This is a genomic window from Desulfuromonas sp. CSMB_57, from assembly GCF_020194955.2.
In the GTDB taxonomy this organism is placed as follows: Bacteria; Desulfobacterota; Desulfuromonadia; order Desulfuromonadales; family Syntrophotaleaceae; genus JAFCIY02.
In genome coordinates, this window is the sequence record NZ_JAFCIY020000048.1 from 1 (window position 1) to 25,123 (window position 25,123).

At 61.6% G+C, this 25,123-nt stretch carries 24 protein-coding genes, 1 tRNA gene, 1 other RNA gene and 1 pseudogene; 5 read left to right on the forward strand and 22 right to left on the reverse strand.

Annotated features, from left to right (window positions below):
• Positions 1-2,322 (forward strand): ATP-binding protein (locus tag JQN68_RS12830; protein WP_225072844.1); only part of this gene is annotated, 2,322 nt, incomplete at its 5' end.
• Between the two features lie 288 nt (positions 2,323-2,610).
• Here JQN68_RS12830 and JQN68_RS12835 read toward each other — a convergent pair.
• The 4 genes and pseudogenes from JQN68_RS12835 to JQN68_RS12850 form a co-directional block, all read right to left on the reverse strand.
• The gene (locus JQN68_RS12835; RefSeq protein ID WP_225072843.1) at positions 2,611-3,138 is read right to left on the reverse strand and encodes a hypothetical protein; all 528 of its coding nucleotides are present in this window, start codon (positions 3,136-3,138) and stop codon (positions 2,611-2,613) included.
• A gap of 211 nt (positions 3,139-3,349) precedes the next feature.
• Positions 3,350-3,805 (reverse strand): DUF2846 domain-containing protein, encoded by a 456-nt coding sequence (locus tag JQN68_RS12840; RefSeq protein ID WP_225072842.1) that lies wholly within the window; start codon positions 3,803-3,805, stop codon positions 3,350-3,352.
• Between the two features lie 27 nt (positions 3,806-3,832).
• Positions 3,833-4,408: a hypothetical protein gene (locus tag JQN68_RS12845; RefSeq protein WP_225072841.1), complete on the reverse strand. Its 576-nt coding sequence runs from the start codon at positions 4,406-4,408 to the stop codon at positions 3,833-3,835.
• Between the two features lie 41 nt (positions 4,409-4,449).
• Positions 4,450-4,689, reverse strand: a pseudogene (locus tag JQN68_RS12850) (tyrosine-type recombinase/integrase); the annotation flags it as partial.
• A gap of 271 nt (positions 4,690-4,960) precedes the next feature.
• Between JQN68_RS12850 and purB the strand changes: the two are divergent.
• The 4 genes from purB (at position 4,961) to JQN68_RS12870 (ending at position 8,208) form a co-directional block, all read left to right on the forward strand.
• Entirely contained in the window at positions 4,961-6,316 is a 1,356-nt protein-coding gene (gene purB / locus JQN68_RS12855; RefSeq protein WP_249621231.1) for an adenylosuccinate lyase, read from the forward strand.
• Positions 6,317-6,485: 169 nt separating this feature from the next.
• Positions 6,486-6,707 (forward strand): DUF1653 domain-containing protein, encoded by a 222-nt coding sequence (locus JQN68_RS12860; RefSeq protein ID WP_225072839.1) that lies wholly within the window; start codon positions 6,486-6,488, stop codon positions 6,705-6,707.
• Positions 6,708-6,751: 44 nt separating this feature from the next.
• Entirely contained in the window at positions 6,752-7,576 is an 825-nt protein-coding gene (locus JQN68_RS12865; protein ID WP_225072838.1) for a CvfB family protein, read from the forward strand.
• A gap of 161 nt (positions 7,577-7,737) precedes the next feature.
• Positions 7,738-8,208 carry an FKBP-type peptidyl-prolyl cis-trans isomerase gene (locus JQN68_RS12870; protein ID WP_225072837.1) on the forward strand — a complete coding sequence of 157 codons (471 nt, stop codon included), beginning with the start codon at positions 7,738-7,740 and terminating at the stop codon, positions 8,206-8,208.
• A gap of 104 nt (positions 8,209-8,312) precedes the next feature.
• Here JQN68_RS12870 and rpsA read toward each other — a convergent pair whose 3' ends face one another.
• The 18 genes from rpsA to hisB all read right to left on the reverse strand — a co-directional run bounded on the left by rpsA (position 8,313) and on the right by hisB (position 25,086).
• Positions 8,313-9,509 (reverse strand): 30S ribosomal protein S1, encoded by a 1,197-nt coding sequence (gene rpsA, locus JQN68_RS12875; RefSeq protein ID WP_225072836.1) that lies wholly within the window; start codon positions 9,507-9,509, stop codon positions 8,313-8,315.
• Positions 9,510-9,555: 46 nt separating this feature from the next.
• Positions 9,556-10,044 (reverse strand): NUDIX domain-containing protein, encoded by a 489-nt coding sequence (locus JQN68_RS12880; protein WP_225072835.1) that lies wholly within the window; start codon positions 10,042-10,044, stop codon positions 9,556-9,558.
• 35 nt (positions 10,045-10,079) lie between these two features.
• Positions 10,080-11,108: an LOG family protein gene (locus JQN68_RS12885; RefSeq protein WP_225072834.1), complete on the reverse strand. Its 1,029-nt coding sequence runs from the start codon at positions 11,106-11,108 to the stop codon at positions 10,080-10,082.
• Between the two features lie 36 nt (positions 11,109-11,144).
• On the reverse strand, positions 11,145-11,702 hold the full coding sequence (locus JQN68_RS12890; protein WP_225072833.1) for a hypothetical protein: 558 nt from the start codon (positions 11,700-11,702) through the stop codon (positions 11,145-11,147).
• Between the two features lie 72 nt (positions 11,703-11,774).
• An RNA gene (gene rnpB, locus JQN68_RS12895) (RNase P RNA component class A) lies at positions 11,775-12,170 on the reverse strand.
• A gap of 31 nt (positions 12,171-12,201) precedes the next feature.
• Positions 12,202-12,915, reverse strand: coding sequence for a zinc ribbon domain-containing protein (locus tag JQN68_RS14800; RefSeq protein WP_349632324.1), 714 nt, complete (start codon positions 12,913-12,915; stop codon positions 12,202-12,204).
• A 65-nt stretch (positions 12,916-12,980) separates the two neighbouring features.
• Positions 12,981-14,105: a Nif3-like dinuclear metal center hexameric protein gene (locus tag JQN68_RS12905; RefSeq protein ID WP_225072832.1), complete on the reverse strand. Its 1,125-nt coding sequence runs from the start codon at positions 14,103-14,105 to the stop codon at positions 12,981-12,983.
• 114 nt (positions 14,106-14,219) lie between these two features.
• A tRNA-Ile gene (locus tag JQN68_RS12910) sits at positions 14,220-14,295 on the reverse strand.
• 68 nt (positions 14,296-14,363) lie between these two features.
• Complete coding sequence (gene rpoD, locus JQN68_RS12915) at positions 14,364-16,121, reverse strand: RNA polymerase sigma factor RpoD (protein WP_225072831.1); 1,758 nt, start codon at positions 16,119-16,121, stop codon at positions 14,364-14,366.
• Between the two features lie 67 nt (positions 16,122-16,188).
• Positions 16,189-17,973: a DNA primase gene (dnaG, locus tag JQN68_RS12920; protein WP_225072830.1), complete on the reverse strand. Its 1,785-nt coding sequence runs from the start codon at positions 17,971-17,973 to the stop codon at positions 16,189-16,191.
• Complete coding sequence (locus JQN68_RS12925) at positions 17,970-20,339, reverse strand: endonuclease MutS2 (RefSeq protein ID WP_225072829.1); 2,370 nt, start codon at positions 20,337-20,339, stop codon at positions 17,970-17,972. The genes dnaG and JQN68_RS12925 overlap by 4 nt, the downstream gene beginning before the upstream one ends.
• Before the next feature lie 6 nt (positions 20,340-20,345).
• Positions 20,346-20,861, reverse strand: a complete 516-nt coding sequence (locus tag JQN68_RS12930; RefSeq protein ID WP_225072828.1) for a CvpA family protein — start codon at positions 20,859-20,861, stop codon at positions 20,346-20,348.
• 22 nt (positions 20,862-20,883) lie between these two features.
• A complete protein-coding gene (locus JQN68_RS12935; protein WP_225072827.1) occupies positions 20,884-21,333 on the reverse strand; it encodes a GatB/YqeY domain-containing protein in 450 nt (149 codons plus the stop codon).
• A gap of 207 nt (positions 21,334-21,540) precedes the next feature.
• A complete protein-coding gene (locus JQN68_RS14805) occupies positions 21,541-21,876 on the reverse strand; it encodes a phosphoribosyl-ATP diphosphatase (protein ID WP_225072845.1) in 336 nt (111 codons plus the stop codon).
• Positions 21,877-22,196: 320 nt separating this feature from the next.
• The gene (gene hisF / locus JQN68_RS12950) at positions 22,197-22,964 is read right to left on the reverse strand and encodes an imidazole glycerol phosphate synthase subunit HisF (protein ID WP_225072826.1); all 768 of its coding nucleotides are present in this window, start codon (positions 22,962-22,964) and stop codon (positions 22,197-22,199) included.
• 110 nt (positions 22,965-23,074) lie between these two features.
• Complete coding sequence (hisA, locus tag JQN68_RS12955; RefSeq protein WP_225072825.1) at positions 23,075-23,818, reverse strand: 1-(5-phosphoribosyl)-5-[(5-phosphoribosylamino)methylideneamino]imidazole-4-carboxamide isomerase; 744 nt, start codon at positions 23,816-23,818, stop codon at positions 23,075-23,077.
• Positions 23,819-23,873: 55 nt separating this feature from the next.
• The gene (gene hisH, locus JQN68_RS12960) at positions 23,874-24,494 is read right to left on the reverse strand and encodes an imidazole glycerol phosphate synthase subunit HisH (protein ID WP_225072824.1); all 621 of its coding nucleotides are present in this window, start codon (positions 24,492-24,494) and stop codon (positions 23,874-23,876) included.
• A gap of 4 nt (positions 24,495-24,498) precedes the next feature.
• Positions 24,499-25,086, reverse strand: a complete 588-nt coding sequence (gene hisB, locus JQN68_RS12965) for an imidazoleglycerol-phosphate dehydratase HisB (protein ID WP_225072823.1) — start codon at positions 25,084-25,086, stop codon at positions 24,499-24,501.
• Between the last annotated feature and the right edge of the window lie 37 nt (positions 25,087-25,123).

Sequence of the window (25,123 nt, forward strand, 5' to 3'; positions counted from 1 at the left end):
TCGGTGATTCGGGTGACGCACGATCCGGCTTGGGCGCCCATTGAATTTACCGACCCGAAGGATAATCCATCCGGCCTTGCCGAAAGCTACCTGCAGTTGGTCGAGGAACGATTGGGCATCACCTTTGAGAGGGTGCCCGATTTGAGTTGGCAGGAAGGGATGGCCCGGCTGCAACGGCGGGACCTCGACATGACCAGCTGCCTCTCCAAAACCCCCGAACGCGGCAAATTTCTCTCCTTCACCCAGCCCTACCTCAACATTCCCATCGTGATCCTGGCCCGGGAAGCGATCACCTATATCGGGGACATGCGGGAACTTTCGGGGCACAAGGTGGCCGTCGTCGACGGCTACGCCCTGGTCGAGTGGCTGTCGCGGGACTTTCCGGATATCCACCTCGTCAAAGTGCAGACTGTGGAAGAAGGACTGCACAGTCTGCGAAGGGGTGACGTTTCCTGTTTTATCGATAGCCTGCTGGTCATCAGCCATTATCTGGCCAAGCTCAGAGCCAACGATCTCAAGATTGCCGGAATCAGCCCCTACGAATACGCCTTATCCATGGCGGTTCGAAAAGACTGGCCCATCCTGGCCGGCATTCTGCAGAAAGCCATCGATTCCATCTCTCCGGAAGAACGAACCGCCATCTACCGCCAATGGGTCCCCAACCTTTATGAGCCAGACTTCGACTATCGCCTGTTCTGGCGGGTGCTGGCCGTCTTTGTGGCAGCACTGGTGGGGTTGATTTTCTGGATCCGGAAACTTACCCGAGAGATCAAGCAGCGCAAGCGGGCGGAAGAGAGGCTGGCCGGGGCCAACAGACTGCTGCAGACCATTGTCAATACGGCGCCGATGAGGATCTTCTGGAAAGATCGGGAATCCCGCTATCTGGGCTGCAACCTCGCTTTTGCTCGGGATGCCGGGCGGTCGCACCCCGAGGAACTGATCGGCAAGGACGACTACCAATTTCCCTGGAAGGAACAAGCCGAAAAGTTCCGAGGGGACGATGAGCAGGTTATCGATACCGGCGTAGCCAAGCTTGCCTACGAGGAACAACTGGCCAGCCCGGATGGAGAACTGCTCTGGATTCGCACTTCCAAAGTCCCCCTCCGCAACGACCAGCAGGAAATCATCGGCATGCTTGGCATCTACGAAGACATCACCGAGCGCAAGCAGCTCAAGGCCCAACTCATGCAAGCGCAGAAGATGGAGGCCATCGGGCAACTGGCCGGTGGAGTCGCCCACGACTTCAACAACAAGCTGGCGGTTATCCTGGGTTATGCGGAGCTGGCCCTTATGCAGACCAGCGAGGCTCAGCCCCTCTTTCACCCTCTGCAGCAAATTCAACAGGCCGCCGAAAGTTCCGCCGGCCTCACCCGGCAGTTGCTCGCATTCGCCCGCCGGCAGCCGGTCGTGCCGAAGGTGCTCGATCTGAACAAAAACATACATGGCCTTCTGCAGATGCTGCACCGTTTGATCGGCGTGGATATCGAGCTGGTCTGGCGACCGGGGGCGGATCTCTGGCCGGTCAGGATGGACCCCACCCAGATGGACCAGGTACTGGCCAACCTGAGCGTCAATGCCCGAGATGCCATCAGCGGCGGTGGCCGCCTCACCATCGAGACGGCAAACCTCACCATCGACAGAGCCGATTGCGCCGCTTATCCTGGCTGCACTCCCGGCGATTACGTATCCCTCACCGTAAGCGACAACGGCTGCGGCATGGATGCAGCGACGCAGGCCAGGATTTTCGAACCCTTCTTCACCACCAAGGACGTGGGCAAGGGCACCGGGCTGGGCCTGTCGACGGTTTTCGGCATTGTCCAACAGAATGAAGGGTTGATAAAAGTTTACAGCCAACCGGGCCAAGGAACTTCCTTCGAGATTTACCTGCCCCGGCATGGGGGAGCCGAAGAGCCGCTCCAGCTCCAGCCAGCCGTCGCTCATCCCCAGAAGGGCACCGAATGCGTACTGCTGGTCGACGACGACCCGTCGATCCGGGGTACCGTTGCGATGATGCTGGAAACCCTCGGCTACCGGGTAATGGAAGCCGGTTCGCCGGCGGAAGCCATCGACCTGGCTGAACAGCACGCCGACGAAATCCGCCTGCTGATCACCGACGTGATCATGCCGGAGATCAACGGAAGCGATCTGGCCAAGCGCCTGGCCCCCAAGCATCCCCATCTCAGATGCCTGTTCATGTCCGGCTATACCGCCACCGTCATTGCTCCCCACGGCGTGTTCGAGAAAGACGGGCAATTCATCCAGAAGCCCTTTACCTTGGGCGAATTAAGCAACAAGGTGCGGGCGGCGCTTGGCATCCTATGAATCATTGGTTCCCACCGATCAGAGCAGCTCTTCCGGTCAGGAATTGGGCGAAGGAGGCTATGGGTCCGGAGCGGGGATTTTAAAGCAAGACGTTTTTTGATGCAGTCGCAAAAAGTCGGCGAGCGAGAAAAATTGCCAGAATTTAGGGCAACCAAACCATTCGGAGAAGTGCGTTCGTCGATCCTAGCAGAAATATGGAAGCCACTTTTTCTTCAACCCCCAAGACTTGGACTTACTTCACTAACCCCTGAAAATGATTGGCTAGCACTTGACCTTTAGACGATCACCCTAGAATGAAAAATCTTGAGATTCGCAATGGCTCTTATTTTTCTCCTCAAGAGTTTGTGACGCAATACTCATCCGTACAAGTTGCTCAAGTTTCGCTGAAGGAGTCATGGATGTTTCCATGCTTAACAAGCCCACCAAGTTTCTCAGGACCTGCACGGGAGTCATTACAAAACCCCATGGAACTCCCCACCATCCAAGCACTAATGAGTAAACGGTCGCCCCAAGTTTTGCTTTGATGCCGCATGTGTTGCAAGAAATTCGCGGAGCACTAGACCAAGATGTGACGACAAGGAAAGAAGCAACTTTATGCGAGGTATGCACGTCAACAAGGCCGCGATTTTTTCCGCAAACCGGACAAGGACCAGAGTGAATTTCATGTACCTGCGCAAAAACAATGTCTTCCGGCACCTGATCTGCAACCAGAGTGAAGCGGGCATTTGCCAAACATTTATCGTTACAAAAAGCAAGACCTTCTGCCTTTTTCCCGCCGAACAAAATAGTCCTATCACAAAATGCACATTTGGCCATCTATTCTTTTCCTTTTCTGACAGCTATTGTATTGATCCCAAAGTAGTTTATGAGGCCAAGGCGTGTATGCGCGACCGCGATGAGGTGGGCGCGCACCACTGCAAGTTTCGAGAACCACCAAGACTTTTCTCGTCTGTCACTACGATTGTTAAAAACAGATTGAACCCGCCAACGAGTCGCCGGATCAGATCTCGGAAGCCTAACCGTAGATCTATTTGGCTTTAGCCGAAAGCTGTTTGTCCGGAATCAATTTGCAGTCAGCGATTTCCTTACCCGCAGCTTCATTCGGCACCACAGTCAAGTGTGGACGGCCGACAAGCAGGCCAACACCCACCGTCCCTTTTACAAAGTAGGTTTCGCCAGCCTTGATATCCAAAGTCACGGCGCTTCTGCTTTCCGTCTTTGCCCAGAACTCGACTTCGCCGGGGTCGGAGAAATACGGAAAATATCCACCATTGTACAAAGTCGTCACAGGAGTCTCGCCAACTTTGACGTCATACGATACACCACCGCCGATAAATCTGCTCGGACGGTAGATGTACACCACCCCCTTGTTCTGAGGGACAAGCTCTTCCTGGTAGACATGGCCAAGGTTGGCACAGCCAGCAAGAAGCGCCAGCGCCAGCAGAGTGAGAACGACAACAGCCTTACGAACTTGAACGCACATTGACTGCCTCCTTTTTGGAGAAAACAATTATCGGATCAAATTAGACAGGAACTCCCTGTCGTTAACCATTTGTGATTCGATATTTTTTTTGATCATCAAAAGTCCATTTTTTCGTAATTCTGAAAGTGTTTTACCTTGATAAAACAGACTTCGTCTATTATTGATAAGGCATGTAGACCGGTATTGTCTCAAAAAATCATGTTTCTGAATAACAAGCTCCCCGAAAATCACAATACTGTCAGAACCAACAGGGAAGCCTACGAGAGACAAAGGATTTAAGAGTGGAAATATTTCTGGAAAATTGTCTTTTCCATATCCTATCTTGTATTCGTACTTGATGGTCGGCAAGCTTTCACCTTCGCGCCCCCTTTTGATGGTTTTCGGGAGATAATTGTCATTGCCTTCGTACTCCACATGCCCAACCACACAAAAACCTCCAGAGTCGATTTCGGCTACTTTCGGCTCAACATGCCAGGTAGTCCCGCAACCACTGACAACCATCAGCACCATAATGATGACCATTATTTTGAAAATAATTGTCAATGTTATCCTCTCTCCTGTATTTTTCGTTGTCATCCCTCTCGGCCACAGTGTCATATCCATAGATGTTGCCTTCAATATAATTTTTAAGCATTTAATTGCAGTTATTTGACATTTCTGCAGCCGAGCAATTCCTGGATCGTCCGAATATCGCAGCCATCCTCAAGCAGGTGCATGGCAAAGGAATGCCGAAAGGTATGGCAATCGATGCGTTTTACCAGCCCGGCTCTGGAAACCGCTTCTTTTATGGCCCCCTGAAGCAGAGTCTCATGAATATGATGTCGCCCTTCCTCTCCGGTTTGGACATTCTTCCCACGATTTTCCTGAGGAAAAACCCATTGCCACCGCTATGGGTAAGGTGCGCTGGGAAATTTACGCTCTAACACGATTCCATCAACTGCGGTCGCTGAAAACAAGGGCACGAACGCCCTCAAATCGCCGAGCCACGGAAGGATGAAAATTTTTCTATTTTTATGACTCTTAATCCCGCTTCCGTCAATCATTTTAATTTTTTCCCCCTCCTCAACCCATCGCCCAAAACCCCATAATACTGTTGCAGAATTCCCCCATCCTCTCTATAGTATGCGTTTGTTCAAAACGCGAAGGAGGCTTGCCATGATCACGGCCATCAGCCCGCTGGACGGGCGTTATGCATCGAAGGTTTCGGTACTGACGGAGTGCTTTTCCGAATACGCCCTGCTGCGCAACCGGGTGAAGGTGGAGGTGCTGTGGCTGCTGGCGCTGTGCGCCGAACCCGGCATTGCCGAGTGCCGCGCCGTGACCGCCGAGGAGGAACGGCGCCTGCGGGCCATCTTCGTCGATTTCAATCCGGACGAGGCGCAGCGCATCAAGAAGATCGAGGCGGTGACCAACCATGATGTGAAGGCCGTGGAATACTACCTCAAGGAGAAGCTGACCGGCACCTCCCTGGAGGACCTGTCCGAATTCCTGCACTTCGCCTGCACCTCGGAGGACATCAACAATCTCTCCCACGCCTTGATGCTCAAGGACGGGCTGGCGGCGCTGACGTCGCTGCAGGAGGAGATCGTCGCCTTTCTCACGCGCCTGGCCGTCGAGTTCCGGGACGTGCCCATGCTGGCCCGCACCCACGGCCAGACCGCCTCGCCGACCACCATCGGCAAGGAACTGGCGGTGTTCGCCGCCCGCCTGCGGAAGCAGAGCCGCAACATCGCGCAGGTGGAACTGCTCGGCAAGCTCAACGGCGCGGTGGGCAACTTCAATGCCCATCTCTCCGCCTACCCGGCGGTGGACTGGCCGGCCCTGGCCAAGGGGGTCATCGAAGGAGAACTGGGCCTGAAGCAGAACCTGTTCACCACCCAGATCGAGCCCCATGACTACATGGCGGAGCTGTTCGACGCCCTGGCGCGCTGGAACACCATTCTCATCGATCTCAACCGGGACATCTGGACCTACATCTCCATGGCCTACTTCGGCCAGAAGACCGTCGCCGGCGAAGTCGGTTCCTCGACCATGCCCCACAAGGTCAATCCCATCGACTTCGAAAACTCCGAGGGCAACTGCGGCCTGGCCAACGCCATCTTCGGCCACCTGTCGGCCAAGCTTCCCGTTTCGCGTTTGCAGCGCGACCTGACGGATTCGACAGTGCTGCGCAACATGGGGGTCGGCTTCGGCTACAGCATGATCGCCTACCGCGCCACCCTCAAGGGTCTTGGCAAGCTGAAGTTGAACGAGCACAAGCTGGCCGCCGATCTGGACCACGCCTGGGAAGTGCTGGCGGAGCCCATCCAGACGGTAATGCGCAAGGCCGGCATTGAGAAGCCCTACGAGAAGCTCAAGGAACTGACCCGCGGCCAGGCCATCGACCGGGACACCATTCGTGCCTTCGTGGAAACCCTGGAACTGGCCGAAGCGGACAAGCAGCGCCTGCTGGATATGACCCCGGCTTCCTACACCGGCATGGCGGCAAACATCGTCGATCTGCTGGACTGACGGCATAGGCGCCCGATACTTGTTGTTCAGGGGGCCGCTGCCGCGGCCCCTTTGTCGTCGCCCTTATCCTCGTTGTGCCTGGCCAGACTCAGTTATTTTGAGCTTTTTTTGCGTTCTGTTCGCCCTCTGCGGTAAATTTGATATCACACCAACCGGGAGCCCCATCGCCATGCCCATCCCAAAAGGCCGTTATCGCCATTTCAAGGGCCAGCTTTATGAAGTGCTGGAGGTAGCCCGGCACAGCGAGACCGAGGAATGGTTTGTGGTCTACCGCCAGTTGTACGGCGACGGCGGCGTCTGGATCCGGCCGCTGGCCATGTTCTGCGATATCCTGGAGCGCAACGGCCGAACGGTGGCCCGCTTCACCCCGGAGGATGACCACCCCTGCTGAGTTTGGCAGCGCTGCTTTCGCCACCCCTTTTTCGGAGGTTCATCATGTTGGACATCGGCCGGGTTCAGATCCTGACCATCGACCATATCGATCACCGCGGTGCCTGGCTGAGGGCCGGCGACACCCAGGTGCTGCTGCCGGCGCGGCAGGTGCCGGAAGGCTCCCGTCCCGGCAGCGACGTCAGCGTGTTTTTGTATCTGCATGCCGGCGAGCCCATGGCGACCATCCGCCGGCCTCTGGCCCAGGTCGGGGAATTCGCCCTGCTGAAAGTCAACAAGGCCGACCAGCAGGGTACCTTTATGGAATGGGGCTTGGAAAAGGAACTTCTGGTGCCTTTCAGCGAGCAGCCGGATCGCATGCGGGAAGGCCGCCACTATCTGGTGCGGGTCTGCCTCGACGACCAGGGTCGCTGCTTCGCCAGCGGCCGCATCCAGAAATGGCTGGAAACGGATAACATCGAGTTGCAGGAGGGCCAGCCTGTGGACCTGATCCTGTGGCAGTTCACCGATCTGGGAGCCAAGGTCATCGTCAATCATCGCTATGGCGCCCTGCTCTACCGGACCGAGGTGCGTTCCGGCATGAAACCCGGCGACCGTCTCAAGGGCTTTGTCAAGGCCGTACGCCCTGACGGCAAGGTCGACGTCACCCGCAGCCGCGGTGGCAAGGAGGATACGGAACTGGCCGTGGCAACCTTGCTGGCGGCCCTGGAGCCGGAAGGTTTTGTACCCTGGAAGGACGACACCCCGGCGGAGATCATTCAGCGCAACCTGGGCATGAGTAAAAAACTGTTCAAAAAAGCCGTCGGCGGACTGTACAAGGCCGGCCGCATCGAACTGACCGGCGATGGCATCCGGCTGAAAAAATCCTGAGGCCTCATTTAATCTTGACAATCGCCGGGCAAAATAGTATCAACCTCGGTCCGCCGCCGGCGGCGGACTGTGTTACACTGGCACCAACCGGCTTCGCGCAGAAACCAGGCGCAGCGGCCGGACCTTCAACCACCAACAACCCAACAGGGAAGGAACAATTCATGGCACAGGCCAAAAAGGGCGATCGCGTCCAGATTCATTTTACCGGCACCCTCAAGGACGGCACGGTTTTCGACACCACCCTGGCCGAAGCAGGCGATGCCTGCGGTTGCGACGATTGCGGCTGCGACAACGGGCCCATGGAAATGGTCATCGGCGAGGAGGATTTCTTTCCCGCCATCGAGGAAGCTCTGGTGGGCATGGCGCCGGGGGAGAAAAAGACCGTCGTGGTTGCGGCGGCCGACGCCTTCGGCGAATATGACGAGGAGAACGTCTATTCCGTCAACCGCTCCGAACTGCCCGAAGATCTGGCCCCGGAAGTAGGGTTGGAACTGGAAGTGACGGACGAGGACGGCGAAAGCGAAGTGGTGACCGTCATCGAAGTCACCGACGAAGACGTGACCCTGGACGCCAACCACCCCTTGGCGGGCGAGGATCTGACCTTCGAATTCGAACTGGTCGCCATCCTCTGATCGCTGTTTGAATAGCACCGCAACACGCAAAAAGGCTCCCGGGAAAATGCTTCCGGGAGCCTTTTTGCGTGAGCGTTCCTCAGCATGACAAACCCAATGACCGGTCAGCGTTTTTTCTTGGGCTTGCGACCTCCGGCCTTGAGCAGGTCGCCGAAAGTGCCCAGGCCGGCGCTCGGCGCCCGCTCCGTATAGGAGGTCGGTGCCGCCGCCTCGACATGGGCGGCGGCCGGCACCAGGGAGATGCGCCGCTGGTCGCGATCAATCTTGTCGATGGTCACGGTCAGGGGTTCGCCGACCTTGAGGGCTTCCTGGGCATGCTTGAGATGACGCCCGGCGCCAAGCTTGGAGATGTGCACCAGGCCGTCGATGCCTTCCTCCAGGGTGACAAAGGCGCCGAAGGTGGCCAGGCGCGCCACGGTGCCGGTGCAGGTCATGCCCTCGACGTAGACCGAACCGACCTTGCTCCAGGGATCGGCCAGGGTGTCCCTCAGGCTGAAGGAGAAGCGGTTGCCTTCCCAGTCCAGGGCCTTGATGGCCACTTCCAGCTCCTGGCCCACCTGCAGCACGCTGTGCAGATCCTCGACCCGGCCATAGCTGACCTCGGCGATGGGCAGCAGGCCTTCCAGACCGCCGATGTCGATGAAGGCGCCGAAGTCGCGCACGGAGGTCACGGTGCCGCGCACCACCTGGCCGACGTGGAGGGTTTCCCGCAGCTGCTCACGCTGGCGGGCCTGCTCCTCTTCCAGGAGGGCGCGATGGGAAACGACGATATTGCGGCCCTGTTCACTGAACTGGCTGATCTTGAAGGCGCGGCTCTGGCCGACAGCCTCCTCGGGATGCTCCAGACGCCGCAGGCCGAGTTGAGAAAAGGGGCAGAAGGCGCGCACGCCGCCGGGCAGACGCACTTCGTAGCCGCCCTTGATCTCCTTCTCCAGCCGGCCTTCGACGGGAATGCCGCTGCGCCAGGCCTCCTCGAGCTGGGCCAGACCGGCGGCCCCGCCGCCGAGGCGGGTGGTGAAACGCAATTCACCGCCTTCCCGGGAGAGAAAATAGGCACTGATCCGATCACCCACCGCCACCGTCGGCCGGCCCTCATCGTCGCACAACTCCTTGGCCGAGAGCACTCCTTCGCCCTTCTGGCCGACATCGAGGAAGATCCATTCCGGGCCGATCTGCAGTACCGTGGCCTCGATCTTGCGGCCCGGTTCCAGCTTCACGGTCTCCGTCAGGCTCGCTTCGAGCAATTTGGCAAAATCTTCCTCTTCCTGTCCCGTTTCCTCGTCGTGCCTTTCATCCACCATGACAACCTCATTCTCGGATTGATTGATCCCGCCAACGCCAATAGACTTAGCGACAGCCGTTGAAAAAAGCCTCGCCGGTTTCGGCGTGCAGTTGAAAGGCCATGCCGGTCAACTCCCGACGCACCTCCCGCTCGGTGGTCTCGTCCGTCGCGGCGAAGGGCGGCAGTTCCGCCACTTGGCGGGGACGCGCCAGCCCGAAGATCAGCAGGGTGCCGTCCGGCGCGCTGCGCACCCGGAATTCGCGAATCTCGGCGGGATCGATGCGGACGTGGGTCTCCTCCAACACCTCCCGCGCCCCCGCCTCCTGCCAGGTTTCGCCGAGGTTGACGAAGCCGCCGGGGAAGGCCCACTTGCCGCGCCCGGGTTCGATGCCGCGGCGGATCTGCAGCAGGCCGTCGGCCACGGGCAGCAGCATGACCACCACCGGCAGGGGATTGACATAACTGATCCGGCCGCAGTTGCCGCAGGTGCGCGGCCAGGGCTGATCGGCGGCAAAGGGGTGTCCGCAGTAGGAACAATGGGAGTTTTTCGTCATGGTCGACATCCTTTCGGCACCTGCGCGGTGCCGGGTCAAAAGGTGTTGATCTGGCGAATGAAGGCGTGCAGCAGTCCGTAGCTGCGCCGGTTGAACTGGAATATCAGGCGCGGCAGAGGCAGCAGATCGGGCTGGTCCTTTTCCGCCGGCAGGGGGCCGCTCAACTGCAGGTGGCTGTCCGGTTCCTTGATCTCCGGAAAAGACCTTTCCAACAGCTCCAACTGCTCCCGGGTCAAAGGCTTGTTGAGGCGGATGACCAGGGTCTTGCCGACGAAGCGCATGGAATGATAGACGCGGTAAAATTCATCGATGATCCGCACTGCCTCAGCCGGATCCCGGGTGATGCTGAACAGGCCGAAATCCTCGCCGGAAATGAGCCCCTGCTTGAGAAGCGGATCCTTCATGAAGTTGAACAGCCGCTCCCAGTAGCCCCCCTCATCGTCGTCGATGAGCACCAGGGGCATGGGCGGATTCTTGCCGGTCTGCATCAGGGTCAGGGTTTCCATGGCCTCGTCGAGGGTGCCGAACCCGCCGGGAAACAGGGCCACGGCCGCTGCTTCCTTGAGAAACGCCACCTTGCGATTGAAAAAATATTTATAGGTGATGACGTTGGCGCTTTCCGACATCACCGGGTTGGTTTCCTGCTCGTGGGGCAGGCGGATATTGACGGCAAAGGAATTTTCGGCCCCGGCCCCCTCGTTCCCGGCCTGCATGATGCCGCCGCCGCCCCCGGTGATGACCATGTAGCCGTGCGCCACCAACTGCCGGGCAAAACCCACGCACTTCTGGTAGACGGGCGACTCCGGCTCGGTGCGGGCGGAGCCGAAGATGGTCACCTTCTTGCGGCCCCGGTGCTGACCGAAAAGCTGGCCGGTAAAGCGCATCTCCTGCATGGTGGTGCGCATCAGCTTGAGATCGGCCAGATAATCGATTTGCCGACCGGTCTGCAGGGCACTGAGGACCATTTCCCGGATCATCTCCGGATGGTGGACCCGGCCCAGGGCCACCAGTTCATCGACCAGTGCCAGCAGTCTTTCATCGAAACAGGGCTCTTGTTCGGTCATGAATACCCATCCCCTCCCGTTGTCAGCTCATTTTCGTCATCGCATCGGTCCGGCCATGGCTTTCGGCGTCAATAATTGTTCGGGCGGCACCCGTTCGGCGCCGAGAAACAGGCCGCGCAGGCTGGAGCCGGCAAACCGTCCGTCAAATTCGAGATACAGGGTGCGCAGTTCGGTTTCCAGCCGCCGGGCCTGCTCCTGTTGCCCCCCATCCAGGCCGGCGAGCACCTTTTCACACCAGAAAATGATGCAGTTGAAAGGCCTGTGGGCCGCATCCAGACGGCATCCGGCCGGACCGAGAAAGGGGCAGGTCAGAGCGAAGTCGGGGACCGGCGGCTGCCGTCCGTCCTCGGCAAAGGCCAGAAAATTCACCAGCGTAAAGTGGTGAACCCCCACCGCGCAGCAGGCGCCGCGACAAGCGGCACAGCATCGCGGTCCGCCCGCCTGCCGGTAAAGGGCGTCCAGCTGCTCCTGCAGCGCGGCGATGCGCGCCAGCCGCGGCCGCAACCAGTTGCGACCGGGCTCATCCATGGCCGCCAGGGCGGACCGCAGGGCCTCGCTGAGCTGTTGCCAGCGCTGCCATCGTTCTTCAACCATGCGATTCTCGGCGTGAAAGGGCGCGAGACCCTGCTCCACCTTACTGAAAGTTTCGCCAAAAGAACCAAGGATGGCCGGAGAGGGCCGTAAGCCGGGTTCTGTTCCCCGTGGCGGTTACCCGCCGCAGGGTGATGATCATTCCTCTACGACCGCCGTTGCCGACGGCCTCCAGCAGCCAACCCGGGAGTCTCGGACGGGCCGTCCTCAAACACTCCCCTATTTGGCCTTGCTCCGGATGGGGTTTACCGAGCTTCCGACGTCACCGCCGGAACTGGTGAGCTCTTACCTCACCGTTTCACCCTTACCTGCCTTGGCCAAAGCCTCGGCAGGCGGTCTGCTTTCTGTGGCACTTTCCCTGGGGTCGCCCCCGGTTCCCGTTAGGAACCATCCTGCCCTATGGAGCCCGGACTTTCCTCCCGCCTCCCCCGGTCGAAACCGGGAGCGGCCGGCGATCATCTGTCCCTCTCCGACCATCCTCAAAACGTGTGTTGGGCGCCCGTCACTCCGAAATCGGCACCACAAACAGCAGCCGGCTGCAGTGCGGACAGCTCTGGATGTCGGTAGTGCGATACAGGCTGTTGAACAACTGCGGCGGCAAATGCATGTGGCAACCGGTGCAGGTGCCGTCCTTGGCCTCGACCACGGCGATGCCGCCGCGCCGGTCCATGAGCTGCTGATAACGTTTGCGCAGCGTCGAGGGCAGCGGCTCCAGGTGCGCCTGACGCTCGGCATCCTTTTCTTCCAGAACCTTGCCGAAAGCTTGCAGGGCGGCGCTGATTTCGGAGCCGCGCTCGGCCAACTGGGCCCGCAAGCCGTCCAGTTCGGACTGTTTTTCGTCCATTTCCTGGCGCAGCGCGGCCATCTGGCTCTCTTTCTCCTGGATCTTGTCCAGCAGGTCCTTGTTGACCTTTTTCGCCGTGTCGATTTCCTTGAGCACGGCCAGGTATTCTTTCTGGGTCTTGATTTCCGACAGCCGGCCTTCGGAGCGCTGCACCTGCTCCTGCTCCTGCCCCAGCGACTGCCGCAACGCATTGCGTTCGCTTTCCAGACCCTCCAAGTCCCGCAACAGGCTGTCCACCATATCCTGCACCCGGCCCTCTTCCGCGGCCATGGCTGCCTGTTCCTGCTCCAGGCCGGATTGCTGCTGGCGAATCTGGCTCAGTTCCTGATCCAGTTCCTGCAATGCCTTGAGTAGTTGCATCTTTGCTTGCACGTTTTTGCCTCCCATGTTTCCGTTTGGCTTTTTCCGGATAAGAATCCGAAAAGAAGAAAGGGGATTCAGACCACCTGAAACGGGTCCTCCTCCCCTTGAAGTTCAACAAATTCCATGGCCAGGCCGCGCTGCTGCGCCGCCTTGCGCAAAGCCGTCGCCATCTCGCGGACCATGATCCGCTCGGTGGCAAAATGACCGGCATCCAGCAGAGCCAGCCCCCGCGCCTGGGCTCCGCGTGCTTCGTGATACTTGACATCACCGGTGACCAGGACATCGGCACCCTGGCGCCGGGCCTCTGCCAACAGACTCGCACCGCTGCCGCCGCAAACCGCAACCTTGGCGATGCGGCGCTGCGGATCGCCGACCAGTCGCAGAACCGGGATGCCCAGGACCTGCTTCACCTGAGCGGCAAAGCTATCCAAGGGAATCGGCTCCGGCAGGCGCCCGATACGCCCCAAACCGACATCGGCGCGACGATTGGCCAGGGGAATGAGATCGTAGGCCACCTCTTCGTAGGGATGAGCCTTGCTCATGCGCTCCACCGCGCGCGCCACGCAGTCGCGGGGCAGAATGGTCTCCAGGCGGATTTCGCGCACCCGCTCGCTCTGCCCGGCGGCGCCGATGAAGGGCCGGCTGTCGGCGCCCGGGCGAAAGGTGCCGGTGCCGTCGCTGCGGAACGAGCAACAATCGTAATTGCCGATGTGGCCCGCGCCCGCCTGGTAAAGGGCGCCGGCAACCCGCTCTTCGTAGCCGGCCGGTACGAACACCACCAGCTTCAGCAGTTGTCCGTCGGGCGGCGCCAATGGCACGGCATCCCGCAGGTTCAGCAGCCGGGCCAGCCAGTCGTTGAGGCCGTCCCGGGCGCTGTCCAGATTGGTGTGGGCGGCGAGTACGGCGATGCCCTGCTGCACGGCCTGCAGCACCAGGCGCCCGGTTTCGTCCGCCGGCGTCAGGCGTTTCAGAGGCTGCAACAGTAGCGGATGATGGCAGAGCAGGGCCTGGGCCCCGGACTCGACCGCCGCGTTCAAAGCCGCGGCCGAGGGGTCGAGAGCAATGAGGACCGTGCTGACGGGCATGGCGGGGTCGCCGACCTGCAGTCCGACGTTATCCCAGCTTTCCGCCAGCGCCGGAGGATAGAGACCGTTGACCAGCCCAAGCAGGTCCTGAATGCGTGCGATGCGTTCCTTCATAACCAATCGATGGGAAAAAAGAAGAGTGCAACTCGTTCGTTGCACTCCCCGGGTACTGCCAGTCTACTCATGCCGATATGACGATGGAAATGCCAACTCCATGACCTGTCCGAGTGGTGGGCCCACCAGGATTCGAACCTGGGACCAACCGGTTATGAGCCGGTGGCTCTACCAACTGAGCTATAGGCCCGAAACAGTCTTTCAGTTTAGGTTTTCACCATATCGCTGTCAAGATTTTTCCGGGCCTTCTGGCAGGTCTCAGCTCTCCACAAAGCTCTTCAAGCGCTTGGCCCGGCTGGGATGACGCAGCTTGCGCAGGGCCTTGGCTTCGATCTGACGGATGCGCTCGCGGGTCACGGCAAAATCCTGGCCGACTTCCTCCAAGGTATGGTCCGACTTCTCGCCGATGCCGAAGCGCATGCGCAGCACCTTCTCCTCGCGCGGGGTCAGGGTCGACAGCACCCGCGAGGTCTGATCGGCCAGGTTACCCTTGATGACCGCCTCCAGGGGCGATACCACGCCCTTGTCCTCGATAAAATCGCCCAGGGAGGAATCCTCCTCCTCGCCGATGGGCGTTTCCAGGCTGATGGGCTCCTTGGCGATCTTGAGCACCCGCCGCACCTTTTCCAGGGGCAGCTCCATGCGCTCGGCGATCTCTTCCGGAGTCGGCTCGCGGCCCATCTCCTGTACCAGTTGCCGGCTGGTGCGGATCAGCTTGTTGATGGTTTCGATCATGTGCACCGGGATGCGGATGGTGCGGGCCTGATCGGCGATGGCGCGGGTGATGGCCTGCCGGATCCACCAGGTGGCGTAGGTCGAGAACTTGTAGCCGCGCTGGTATTCGAACTTGTCGACGGCCTTCATCAGGCCGATGTTGCCCTCCTGGATCAAATCCAGGAACTGCAGACCGCGGTTGGTGTATTTCTTGGCGATGGACACCACCAGGCGCAGGTTGGCCTCGACCAGTTCGCTCTTGGCCGCCTTGGCGCGCCATTCTCCCTTCTGGACCTCCTTGAGGGATTCGAGCAGCTCTTCGGGCGCGAAGCTGGACTCCTCCTCGACCCGCTTGAATTTGCGCTGAGCGCTTTTCAGGCGTTTTTCCACCGCCAGCAGGGTGTCCATGGGCACGCCCAGTTCCTGGGAAATGTGATGGGCTTCCTCGTCGCTCTTGCGCATGCGGCGCAGCAGGCGCTTGATTTCCCGGTGGGGCTGTTTGAGCTCCTCCTCGCAGGCCTGGACTTCGGCCATGCCCTTTTTGACCTGCTGGGCCATCTCCTTGAGGCGATCGAGGATCTTGTCCACCTGGAAATCCTTGAGGCGGATCTCCCGCATCAATTCGCCGATCTGGGCATGCAGTTCCTTGATCTGGCGCTCCAGTTCGCCGCGTTCCTGGCGGCCGGCGGCATCCGCCAGTTGCTGGCGCAGGCCCATGTACTCCTCATTGCGGGCGTTGATGCGCTCGATGAGGTCAATGATGCGCTGCCGCTGCCGTTCTTCGACTTCGCTGCCTTCCTCTTCCTCGAATTCCTTGGTGATTTCCGCCACGCTGATCAGGCCGCGGGTCAGTTTGTCGCCCAAACCGATGACTTCCCGGAAGGCGATGGGGGTGCGCATGATGACCCGCGTCACCAGGGCTTCCCCCTCTTCGATGCGCTTGGCGATTTCCACCTCGCCTTCCCGGGTCAGCAGGGAAACCTGCCCCATTTCACGCAAATACATGCGCACCGGGTCGCTGGTGCGACCCAGCACGCCGGCTTCGTATTCGGTTTCGTCCTCGCCGCCGTCCTCGCCGGCCTCTTCGTCGCCGCCCTGGCCCTGCCGCAGGGGAACCTTTTGCTCGGCATCGACGACTTCGATATCCATCTCGCCGAACAGGCTCATGACATCGTCGAGCTGTTCGGAGGACACCATGCCTTCGGGCAGGAAATCGTTTACCTCGTCATAGGTGAGGTAGCCTTTTTCCTTGCCCATATCGATAAGTTGCTGAAAATCTTCCATGCCATGTTTCTTGGCCATGCCTGATTGTCTCCTCTGAATCTTCCAGCGCGGGAAGATTACGGGTTTTCATGCTCCATTTTACCGTTCATCCCTTGATGCTGCGCGATAATTCATTCATTTCCCGCTGCCATTGCGCCATTTGGGCGGTGTCGCCCCTTCGATAGGCATCGCGCACCAACTCCGCCAATTCCTTGAAACGGAGTTTTCTGCGCTCTCTGAGCACCGTTGCGCGGCAGGCGTGAAACATCGCCTCGGGGTCTTCGGCAAATTGATTTTCGTCTTCTACAAGAATACCGGAAAGCAAGCCTTTTTGCTGATCATTCAAACCTTCGCACAGGGTCGCGGCAGCCCGTGTCTCCAACGGCTCGGGCGCTGCCAGAATGCGCGCCGCCACCACCTGAAAATCCAGGTCGCTGAACAACTCGGCCACATCCCCCGCCGCCAGTTCCCCGCGCAGCCGGGCATCCGCCAGCAGCAGACGCAGCAAATAGCGTTGCGCCTTGACCAGCGCCCCCTCGGTGCGACGGACCGCAGGACCGGGCGGCGGCAGTGGCGGCGCCTCGACCTTGCGGGCCGGGGCCGCCGTCTTGCCGCGCAGCAGCGCCTCGTCGAGACCGGTACGCTGTGCCAATTCGCGCAGGTAGAGATCGCGTTCGATATCGCTGGCCAACAGCCGCAACTTGCCGAGGATCTCCTCCGCGGCCCGCGCCCTTCCTTCGATGGCGGGGCCATGGGCCGTCAGTACCGTATCCATGTAGACTTCCAGTACCGGCCGGGCGGCGTCCAGACGTGTCTGCAGATCCGCGGCACTGTGGCGGCGCAGAAAGGAATCGGGGTCATCGCCCGGTTCCAGCGCCACGACGGCGGCGCCCAACCCTTCGGCCAGCAACACGTCCATGGCGCGAAAAGTGGCTTTCTGCCCCGCCGCATCCTGGTCGAACAGCATCAGCACCCGGTTCGCGAAGCGCTTCAGCAGATGGGCCTGCTCCGTCGTCAGGGCGGTACCGCAGGTGGCCACGGCGTTGTGAAAGCCGGCTCGGTACAGGGCCAACTGATCGAAATAGCCTTCCACCACGATGGCTGCGCCGCTGCGCCGCATGGCTTCGCGCGCCTGGTAGAGCCCGTACAGCACCCGGCTCTTGTGGTAGATGGGCGATTCGGGCGAATTGATGTATTTGGGCAGGCTGTCGTCCAGTACCCGGCCGCCAAAAGCCACCGGCCGCCCGCGCTCGTCCAGAATCGGAAACAGCAGTCGGCGGCGAAACAGATCGTAATCGCTCCGCCCTTCCTGACCGGCCCGCAGCAACCCCAGGCGCTCCCGCGCCGGAGGGGCCTCGAAGCCTTTATCATGCAAATGACGAGCCAGGGCGTCCCAGGAATCGGGCGCCCAGCCGAGGCGGAATTGCCGCGCCAGTTCCCCGTCAAAGCCGCGCTGTCGCAGATATTGTCGCCCGGCCGCCCCGGCGGAAGCCTCCAGCAACTGCTGCTGGTAAAACTGGCAGGCCACCTCGGTGATGCGCCGCAGTTGCTCCCGTTCCGCCCGCCGCTGTTCCTCCTCGGCGGACAGGACGGCATCGCCGACCTCGACTCCGACCTGTTCGGCCAGACGGCGCACGGCTTCAGGAAAGGCCAGTCCCTCCATGCGCATCAGAAAGGCAAACACGTCGCCCCCCGCCCCGCAACCGAAGCAGTGGAAAATCTGCCGCTCGGCGTTGACATTGAAGGAGGGCGTCTTCTCGCTGTGAAACGGACACAGACCGAGATGATTGCGGCCCGAATGCTTCAGCGTCACGTACCGGGCCACCACTTCGACGATGTCGGCCCGCGTCCGGATTTCCTCGATGGTCTGTTCCGCGATCAGACCGGTCATGTGCGCCTCAGTTGCACCAGCGTAATGTTGTCGCCGCCCTGACTCACCGCGCCGGCATGAAAGCCGGCCACCTCCCGGTGCCCGGCCAGATATTCGCGCACCGCCCGCCGCAGAACCCCTTCGCCGCTGCCGTGTACCACCTCCAACTCCAGAAGGTTGTGCAGCAGGGCATCATCCAGAAAGCGTTCCAGCAGGGGCAGGGCCTCGTCGACCCGCCGGCCGACCAGCACCAGCCGGGAACTGAAGGTTTCCCGCGTTACCTGGCTGCGCACGGCACCGGGCCGCGGCTTGCCGGAGACAAAACGGCGCGGTGCAAACTGTTCCAGGTCCGCCAGGGGCAAGCGCAGCTTTTTGCCGGCCACGCTCAACTCCACCTCCTTGTCCTGCACCCGCACCACCTCGCCTTCGGCGCGCAGGGCCGGAATGCGCAACAGTTCACCGGTTCGCACCCCCCTGGGCGTGCGACCGGCGCCGCGCGGCGGCGCCTCCGGCTGCTGCAGGGCGTCGCGCACCTCGCGCACCGCCCCCGCCAGGCGCGCCTGTTCGGGCAGGGGCGCGGCGCTCTGGCCCCCTTGGGCCAGCAACTCCTTGAGTTGGCGTTCCGTCTCCCGCACCAGTTGCTCGCCGCGGCGGCGGGATTTTTCCAGCAGCGCCTGCCGTTGGCTCTCGAGTTCGGCCAACAGTTTTTTCCGCCGGTCCCGCTCCTGGGCGGCTTCCTGCCGCAGGCGCCGGGCGTCGTCCAACTCCCGCTCCAGGGCCGCCTGCTGGGCGTTGATGCGCTCCATGATTTCCAGGCCGGCCCGTTCGCCTTCCCCCAGGTACTGCTCAGCATCAGCCAGCAGATCTTCGGGCAGACCGAGACGCCGGGCGATGGCAAAGGCCTGGCTGGCGCCGGGAATGCCGTAATGCAGCCGGTAGGTCGGCGCCAAGGTCACGGGATCGAATTCCACCGCCGCGTTCCGCACCCCGGTGCGCAGGCAGGCATACCCCTTGATGAGGTTGAGATGGGTGGTGACCACGGTCCGCGCGCCAATCGCCCGCAGCCGATCGAGCAACGCCATGGCCAGAGCGCCGCCTTCGGCCGGATCGGTACCGGTGCCCAGTTCGTCCAGCAGCACCAGGGCATCCGGCCCGGCCTGCTGCAAAATCTCCCGCAGCCGGGTCAGATGCCCCGAAAAGGTCGACAGGTGCTGCTCGATGCTCTGCTCGTCGCCGATATCGGCATGCACCTGGGGGAACAGGAACACCCGGCTGTCGGGTCGGCAGGGAACCGGCAGCCCGGCACGCACCATGAGCACCAGCAGACCGAAGGTTTTGAGGGCCACGCTCTTGCCGCCGGTGTTGGGACCGCTGATGACCAGCAACTGGTCTGCCGCCTCCAGGCACAGATCGACAGGCTGGGCATCCTCCGCATGCAGACCGCCGTCGGCGCGGCACATGAGCAGCGGATGGCGGGCCCCGAGCAGGGTGATTTCCGGCGCGGCGGCCAATTGCGGCGCCACGGCACCGGTCATCCGGGCAAAATGGCCGCTGGCCGCGCGCACGTCGAGACGTGCCAATACCCGCTGATTGTGGCGCAAAGCGTCCCGCTGGTCGCGGACACTGGCGGACAGGCGCCGCAAAATGCGCTCCTGTTCGCGCTGCTCCTCGCGCTGCAGGGACTGCAGTTCGTTATTCCAGGCGAGGACCGAATTGGGCTCGACGAACAAGGTCTGGCCGCTGGCCGACTCGTCATGCACCAAGCCTTTGATTCGGCCCTTGGCATCGGCTCGCACCGGCACCACGTACCGGCCGTTGCGCTCGGTGACGATGCGATCCTGAAAGACGCCGTCGAGGCCATCCTTGTGCAGCAGATCCTCCAGGGCACGGCGAATCCGGGCCCGCAACCGCTGGATGCCGTAACGCAGTTCGCCCAACTCGAAGGAGGCGCTGTCGAGAATGTCGCCGCGCGGCCCGATGCTGTCCCGCAATTCGCGCGCCAGTGCCGCACAGGGGGACAGACCCGCGGCCCAGGTCGCCAGCCGAATCGCGTCGGGCGCCGCAGCGAAATAGCGACGGCAGTCGGCCGCCGCTTCGAGGCTCGACAGCACGTCCAGCAGATCTTCGCTCGGCAGCCAGGCCCCTTCGCTGTGGAGCTGCCGCAGCGACTCCGTCAGATCCCGGCAGCCGCCCAAGGGGGGGCGACCGTCGCGTTCCAGCAGGCCGGTCATCTCCGTCACCTCGGCCAGGGCCTCGGCGGCCTCCTCCGGTTGGGCCAGAGGCTGCAGTTGCCGCAGTTCCGCATGGCCCGGCCCGGTCACCGTAAAACCGGCCAACAGCGCCAGGATTTTGTCGAATTCGAGAACCCGCAGGGTCGCTTCGTTCATTACCGCCTATATTCTTGCCGCCGTGGTCCGCATCGGCGCGGAATCCTTGCCACGGCCTTCCTTGTGCAGCAGACGCTCGCCCAACTCGACCAGGGGCGGCGCCAGTTCGGACCCCCGCAAGGCCTGGCGCAAGGCCTCCGGACGGGAACAATGGGACAATCCGTAAAGCACCAGGGTCAGCAGCAGGCCGCCTTCCAACAGGCCGAACAGACCGCCGGCCACCCGGTTGAACCCGCCCAAAAACAGCAGCGAGACGAACCGCGACAAGACAAACCCCAGGACCGCGAACAGCAGCACCGTAAACAGAAACAGCAGGATGAAGGCCAGCACCTTGCCGAGGGTTTCCGGCACCCGGAAAACTTTGATCAGCCCTTCCGCCAGCCAGGGATTGAAGCGCACGGCGACGAAGATGCCGCCGAACAGTCCCAGCAGTGAACACAATTCCTTCAGCAGCCCCCGGAACAGTCCCTTGGCCAGGAAACCTGCCAGGACTACCAGGATGGCCATATCCAGCCAGTTCACGCCGGTCCCCCTTTCCGCGCCGTCAGGTGGCGCTCAAACGAGCTTTGACCAGATCGCTGACGGTTTTGCCGTCGGCCCGGCCGAGGGTCTCGGCGCTGACGATCTTCATCACCTTGCCCATGTCCTTCATGCTTGCGGCGCCGGTCTCCACCACCGCCCGCTCAATGAGGGCGACCAGTTCTTCCCGGGTCAGAGGCGCCGGCAGAAAATCCTGCAGCATGGCCAGTTCCGCCTCTTCCTTGGCGGCCAAGTCCTCGCGGCCGCCGTCCCGGTAGGCCTGGGCGGCTTCCCGGCGCTGCTTGGCGAGGGTGGTCAGCACCCCGAGCACCGCTTCGTCGTCCAGTTCCTGACGCTGCTCGATCTCCCGGTTCTTGACGGCCGCCAGAATCATGCGCACCGCGCTCAACCGCAGGCTGTCCTTGGCCTTCATGGCCGTTTTCATGGCTTCCGTCAACTGCTGCTTGAGATTCATGACCGCTCCAACCTGATAAAAATGGTTCGAAACTATTCACTTGCCGTGGATAAGGGTCTCACGACCCCCACACCGAGGGCCGCATGAACCCATCCCTGGGGCTTGACTGGCGCCATCCGGGCGCCAGACACCCTCGGTGAGGGTGCCCCGAGACCCTGTGGCGACCATTCAACGATGGTTTTTCAAGGCCTCGCCCGGCCTTCCGCCTCATCCTGCCCGGCCGGCCTTTTCGGCGATGCCCGACAGCCCGAAACGGCGCCGCAGTTCGGCATAGATCCGCTCCGGCGGCAACTCGTAGTAGCCAAGCAGCACTAGAACGTGAAAAAACAGATCGGCGGTTTCGTAAACCACCGCCTCGGGGTCGCCACCCTTGCCGGCCACGGCGGTTTCCGTCGCTTCTTCGCCGATCTTGCCGAGAATCTTGTCCAGTCCCTTGTCGAACAGGGAGGCGACATAGGACTGCCGGGACGAATTGGCGCGACGCTCCAGAATGACCCGATAGACCGCCTCGAGAATATCCTCGGTCGGCGTAGCGGGGGACAGGGTCCCGTCACCCTGCAGCAATCGGGAAAAACAGTTGCCGCCGGTCGCCAGGCCCTCGACCGCCACCAGCAGGGCGTCGCCGGAACAGCTCAGGCGCACCTCGCGCACCGCCTCGCCGGCCTCCGGTACCACCAGGGCCTTGCGGGAGCGGGACCAGCGGTGCAGACGGCCCGTGGCCAGAGTCCGTTCCACGGCCTCGGCATTGAGATGGCAAAGGGTCAGCACCTCGCCGTCGACGGCCCGGCGGACGATGGCCGGCACCAGGCCATCGGCGTTGAAACGGATCTCTTCCATTGCCGGATTCGCCACCTTGTCCCCCGTCACAGCCGCGCCGGCACGCCGCGCTGCTGCAGATATTCCTTGCACTCGCGAATGGTGTATTCGCGGAAATGAAAGATACTGGCCGCCAGGGCGGCACTGGCGCCGCCTTCGGTCAATCCCTGACGGATATGCTCCAGGTTGCCGACCCCGCCGGAAGCGATGACCGGGATCCCGACCCGGTCGCTGACGGTGCGGGTCAGGGCCAGATCGTAACCGTCCCGGGTGCCGTCGCAGTCCATGGAAGTCAGCAGAATCTCGCCGGCGCCGTAGGCTTCCATGCGCGCCGCCCATTCCACGGCGTCGATGCCCGTCGGGGTGCGGCCGCCGTGGGTGTAGACTTCCCAGCGCTGCGGATCGCTGCCGGGCACCCGGCGGGCATCGATGGCCACCACGATGCACTGGCAGCCGAAACGCTCGGCCGCTTCCTGGACGAAATCCGGCCGGTAGACGGCGGCGGTGTTGATGGAAACCTTGTCGGCCCCGGCATTGAGCAGGTTGCGGATATCGGTGATTTCGCGAATGCCGCCGCCCACCGTCAGAGGCATGAACACCCGTTCGGCGGTGCGCGCCACCACATCCAATATGATGTTGCGTTTGTCGCTGGAGGCGGTGATATCCAGAAAGGTCAGCTCGTCGGCGCCCTGGGCATCGTAGGCTTCGGCCGCTTCCACCGGATCACCGGCATCGCGCAGTTCCAGGAACTGGATGCCTTTCACCACCCGGCCGTCCTTGACATCCAGACAGGGTATGATGCGTTTGGTCAGCATGGTTTTATATCCAAAGTAAGTATGCCCGGATGAGATTGCAAGGTCTGGCGGTCATTTTCCGACAGCCTGCCCCGGTTGCCGTTGGCCAACGACCGGCTCGATCCCATGGGTCAGCCGGCCGCCTGACGCGGCTGTTTCGCCAGGGCTACCGCCTCTCGCAGATCCAGGGAGCCGTTGTAGAGCGCCTTGCCGGTGATGACCCCGGTCACGCCGCTGGCTTCGATGGTCAGCAATTGGCGGATATCCTCCAGGCAGGAAACGCCGCCGGAGGCGATGACCGGAATGCGGATGGCTTCCGCCAGGGCGCGGGTGGCCTCGAGATTGGGACCGCCCATCATGCCGTCGCGGGCGATATCCGTATAGATGATGGCCTCGACGCCGAAGTTCTCCATCTCCCGGGCCAGATCCAGGGCCAGCTTTTCCGTCACGTCGGCCCAGCCGCGCACCGCCACCAGACCGTCGCGGGCGTCGATACCGACCACGATGCGGCTCGGAAACAGGCGACAGGCTTCGGCCACCAGGGCCGGATTTTCCTTGGCCACAGTACCCAGAATGACGCGGCCGACCCCCAGTTCCAGATAAGCCTCGATGGTCGCCAGATCGCGGATGCCGCCGCCCAACTCCGTGGGAATGGAAATCGCCTCGACGATGGCGCGGATGGCCTCCCGGTTGCGCGGCACGCCGGCGAAAGCGCCGTCCAGATCGACGATGTGCAGCAGTTCGCCGCCCTGTTCCTGCCAGATGCGGGCCTGGCCGGCGGGATCGTCGCTGTACACCGTGTCCCGCTCCATCAGGCCCTGTTCGAGCCGGACGCAGCGTCCTTCCTTCAGATCGATGGCCGGAATGACAAGCATGGATATCCTTTCCGTGATGACTTATGGGTATGGGACGGGACCGGCCGCGGCCGGTTTACATCCCACCGAAGTTTTTCAGAATGCGCAGGCCGACCTGCTGGCTTTTTTCCGGATGGAACTGGGTGGCCATGACGTTGTCCCGCCACACTGCGGCACAGAAGGTCAGGCCGTAGTCGGCCGTGGCCGCCACCACCGACGGGTCCTCGGGTTCGACATAATAGGAATGGACGAAATAGACCGACTCGCCGCTCGGCACCCCTTCGAAGAGGGGCGCCGGACGCTGGATGGCGAGCTGGTTCCAGCCCATGTGCGGCACCTTGAGGGCCTGGCCGGCCTGCTGCAGATCGGCGGGAAAGCGCCGCACCCGGCCGGGAATGATGTTCAGGCCGGCATGCAAGCCGAATTCCTCGCTCTCGGTGAACAGCAGTTGCAGGCCGAGACAGATGCCCAGAAACGGCCGACCGGCCTCGATATGGCGCTCGATGGGCCCGATGAAGCCGCCCTGTCGCAGATTGTCCATGCAGTCGCGAAACGCCCCGACCCCGGGCAAGACCAGCTTGTCGGCCCCTTCGATGACGCGCGGATCGTCGCTCACCAGGGCCTCGAAACCGACTTTCTCGAACCCCTTCTGCACACTGCGCAGATTGCCCATGCCGTAATCGATGATGACGATCATGTGTTTACAGTTTCCCCTTGGTGGACAGCACCCCCCGGACCCGGGGGTCCAGTCCCGTCGCCGCGTCCAAGGCCCGGCCAAAGGCCTTGAAGACCGCCTCGACGATGTGGTGCAGATTGCTGCCATAGGCCAGGTTGACGTGCACATTAGCCGCGGCATGATTGCAGAAGGCAGCGAAAAATTCTTCCACCAGTTCCACCTCGAAGGTGCCGACCCGCGCTTTCGGCAGGGGTACGTTGAACACCAGCCGGGCCCGCCCGGAAAAATCCACCGCCACCGTCGCCAGGGTCTCGTCCATGGGCACCACGGCATCCCCGTAGCGGCGAATCCCCTGCTTGTCACCCAGGGCCCGGGCGAAGGCCTGGCCGAGACAGATGCCGAGATCCTCGACGGTGTGGTGGTCGTCCACCTCGACGTCGCCGGCCGCCTGGACCACCAGGTCGAAGAAACCGTGGCGGACCATGAGGTTCAGCATATGGTTCATGAAGGGCACCGGCGTGGCGATCTGGCCGCTGCCGGACCCGTCCAGACTCAGAGTCAGGTGAATCTGGGTTTCCGCGGTCTGACGGTCGATAGTCGCGCTGCGGGACATGACGAACCTCCTGACGTGAAAAGGATGACAAACATTG

Bases quoted from the DNA above. Each gene is read 5' to 3' on its own strand.
- JQN68_RS12835 (WP_225072843.1), bottom strand. From the start codon at position 3,138: ATGGCCAAATGTGCATTTTGTGATAGGACTATTTTGTTCGGCGGGAAA.
- JQN68_RS12840 (WP_225072842.1), bottom strand. From the start codon at position 3,805: ATGTGCGTTCAAGTTCGTAAGGCTGTTGTCGTTCTCACTCTGCTGGCG.
- JQN68_RS12845 (WP_225072841.1), bottom strand. From the start codon at position 4,408: ATGGATATGACACTGTGGCCGAGAGGGATGACAACGAAAAATACAGGA.
- purB (WP_249621231.1), top strand. From the start codon at position 4,961: ATGATCACGGCCATCAGCCCGCTGGACGGGCGTTATGCATCGAAGGTT.
- JQN68_RS12860 (WP_225072839.1), top strand. From the start codon at position 6,486: ATGCCCATCCCAAAAGGCCGTTATCGCCATTTCAAGGGCCAGCTTTAT.
- JQN68_RS12865 (WP_225072838.1), top strand. From the start codon at position 6,752: ATGTTGGACATCGGCCGGGTTCAGATCCTGACCATCGACCATATCGAT.
- JQN68_RS12870 (WP_225072837.1), top strand. From the start codon at position 7,738: ATGGCACAGGCCAAAAAGGGCGATCGCGTCCAGATTCATTTTACCGGC.
- rpsA (WP_225072836.1), bottom strand. From the start codon at position 9,509: ATGGTGGATGAAAGGCACGACGAGGAAACGGGACAGGAAGAGGAAGAT.
- JQN68_RS12880 (WP_225072835.1), bottom strand. From the start codon at position 10,044: ATGACGAAAAACTCCCATTGTTCCTACTGCGGACACCCCTTTGCCGCC.
- JQN68_RS12885 (WP_225072834.1), bottom strand. From the start codon at position 11,108: ATGACCGAACAAGAGCCCTGTTTCGATGAAAGACTGCTGGCACTGGTC.
- JQN68_RS12890 (WP_225072833.1), bottom strand. From the start codon at position 11,702: ATGGTTGAAGAACGATGGCAGCGCTGGCAACAGCTCAGCGAGGCCCTG.
- JQN68_RS12905 (WP_225072832.1), bottom strand. From the start codon at position 14,105: ATGAAGGAACGCATCGCACGCATTCAGGACCTGCTTGGGCTGGTCAAC.
- rpoD (WP_225072831.1), bottom strand. From the start codon at position 16,121: ATGGCCAAGAAACATGGCATGGAAGATTTTCAGCAACTTATCGATATG.
- dnaG (WP_225072830.1), bottom strand. From the start codon at position 17,973: ATGACCGGTCTGATCGCGGAACAGACCATCGAGGAAATCCGGACGCGG.
- JQN68_RS12925 (WP_225072829.1), bottom strand. From the start codon at position 20,339: ATGAACGAAGCGACCCTGCGGGTTCTCGAATTCGACAAAATCCTGGCG.
- JQN68_RS12935 (WP_225072827.1), bottom strand. From the start codon at position 21,333: ATGAATCTCAAGCAGCAGTTGACGGAAGCCATGAAAACGGCCATGAAG.
- hisF (WP_225072826.1), bottom strand. From the start codon at position 22,964: ATGCTGACCAAACGCATCATACCCTGTCTGGATGTCAAGGACGGCCGG.
- hisA (WP_225072825.1), bottom strand. From the start codon at position 23,818: ATGCTTGTCATTCCGGCCATCGATCTGAAGGAAGGACGCTGCGTCCGG.
- hisH (WP_225072824.1), bottom strand. From the start codon at position 24,494: ATGATCGTCATCATCGATTACGGCATGGGCAATCTGCGCAGTGTGCAG.
- hisB (WP_225072823.1), bottom strand. From the start codon at position 25,086: ATGTCCCGCAGCGCGACTATCGACCGTCAGACCGCGGAAACCCAGATT.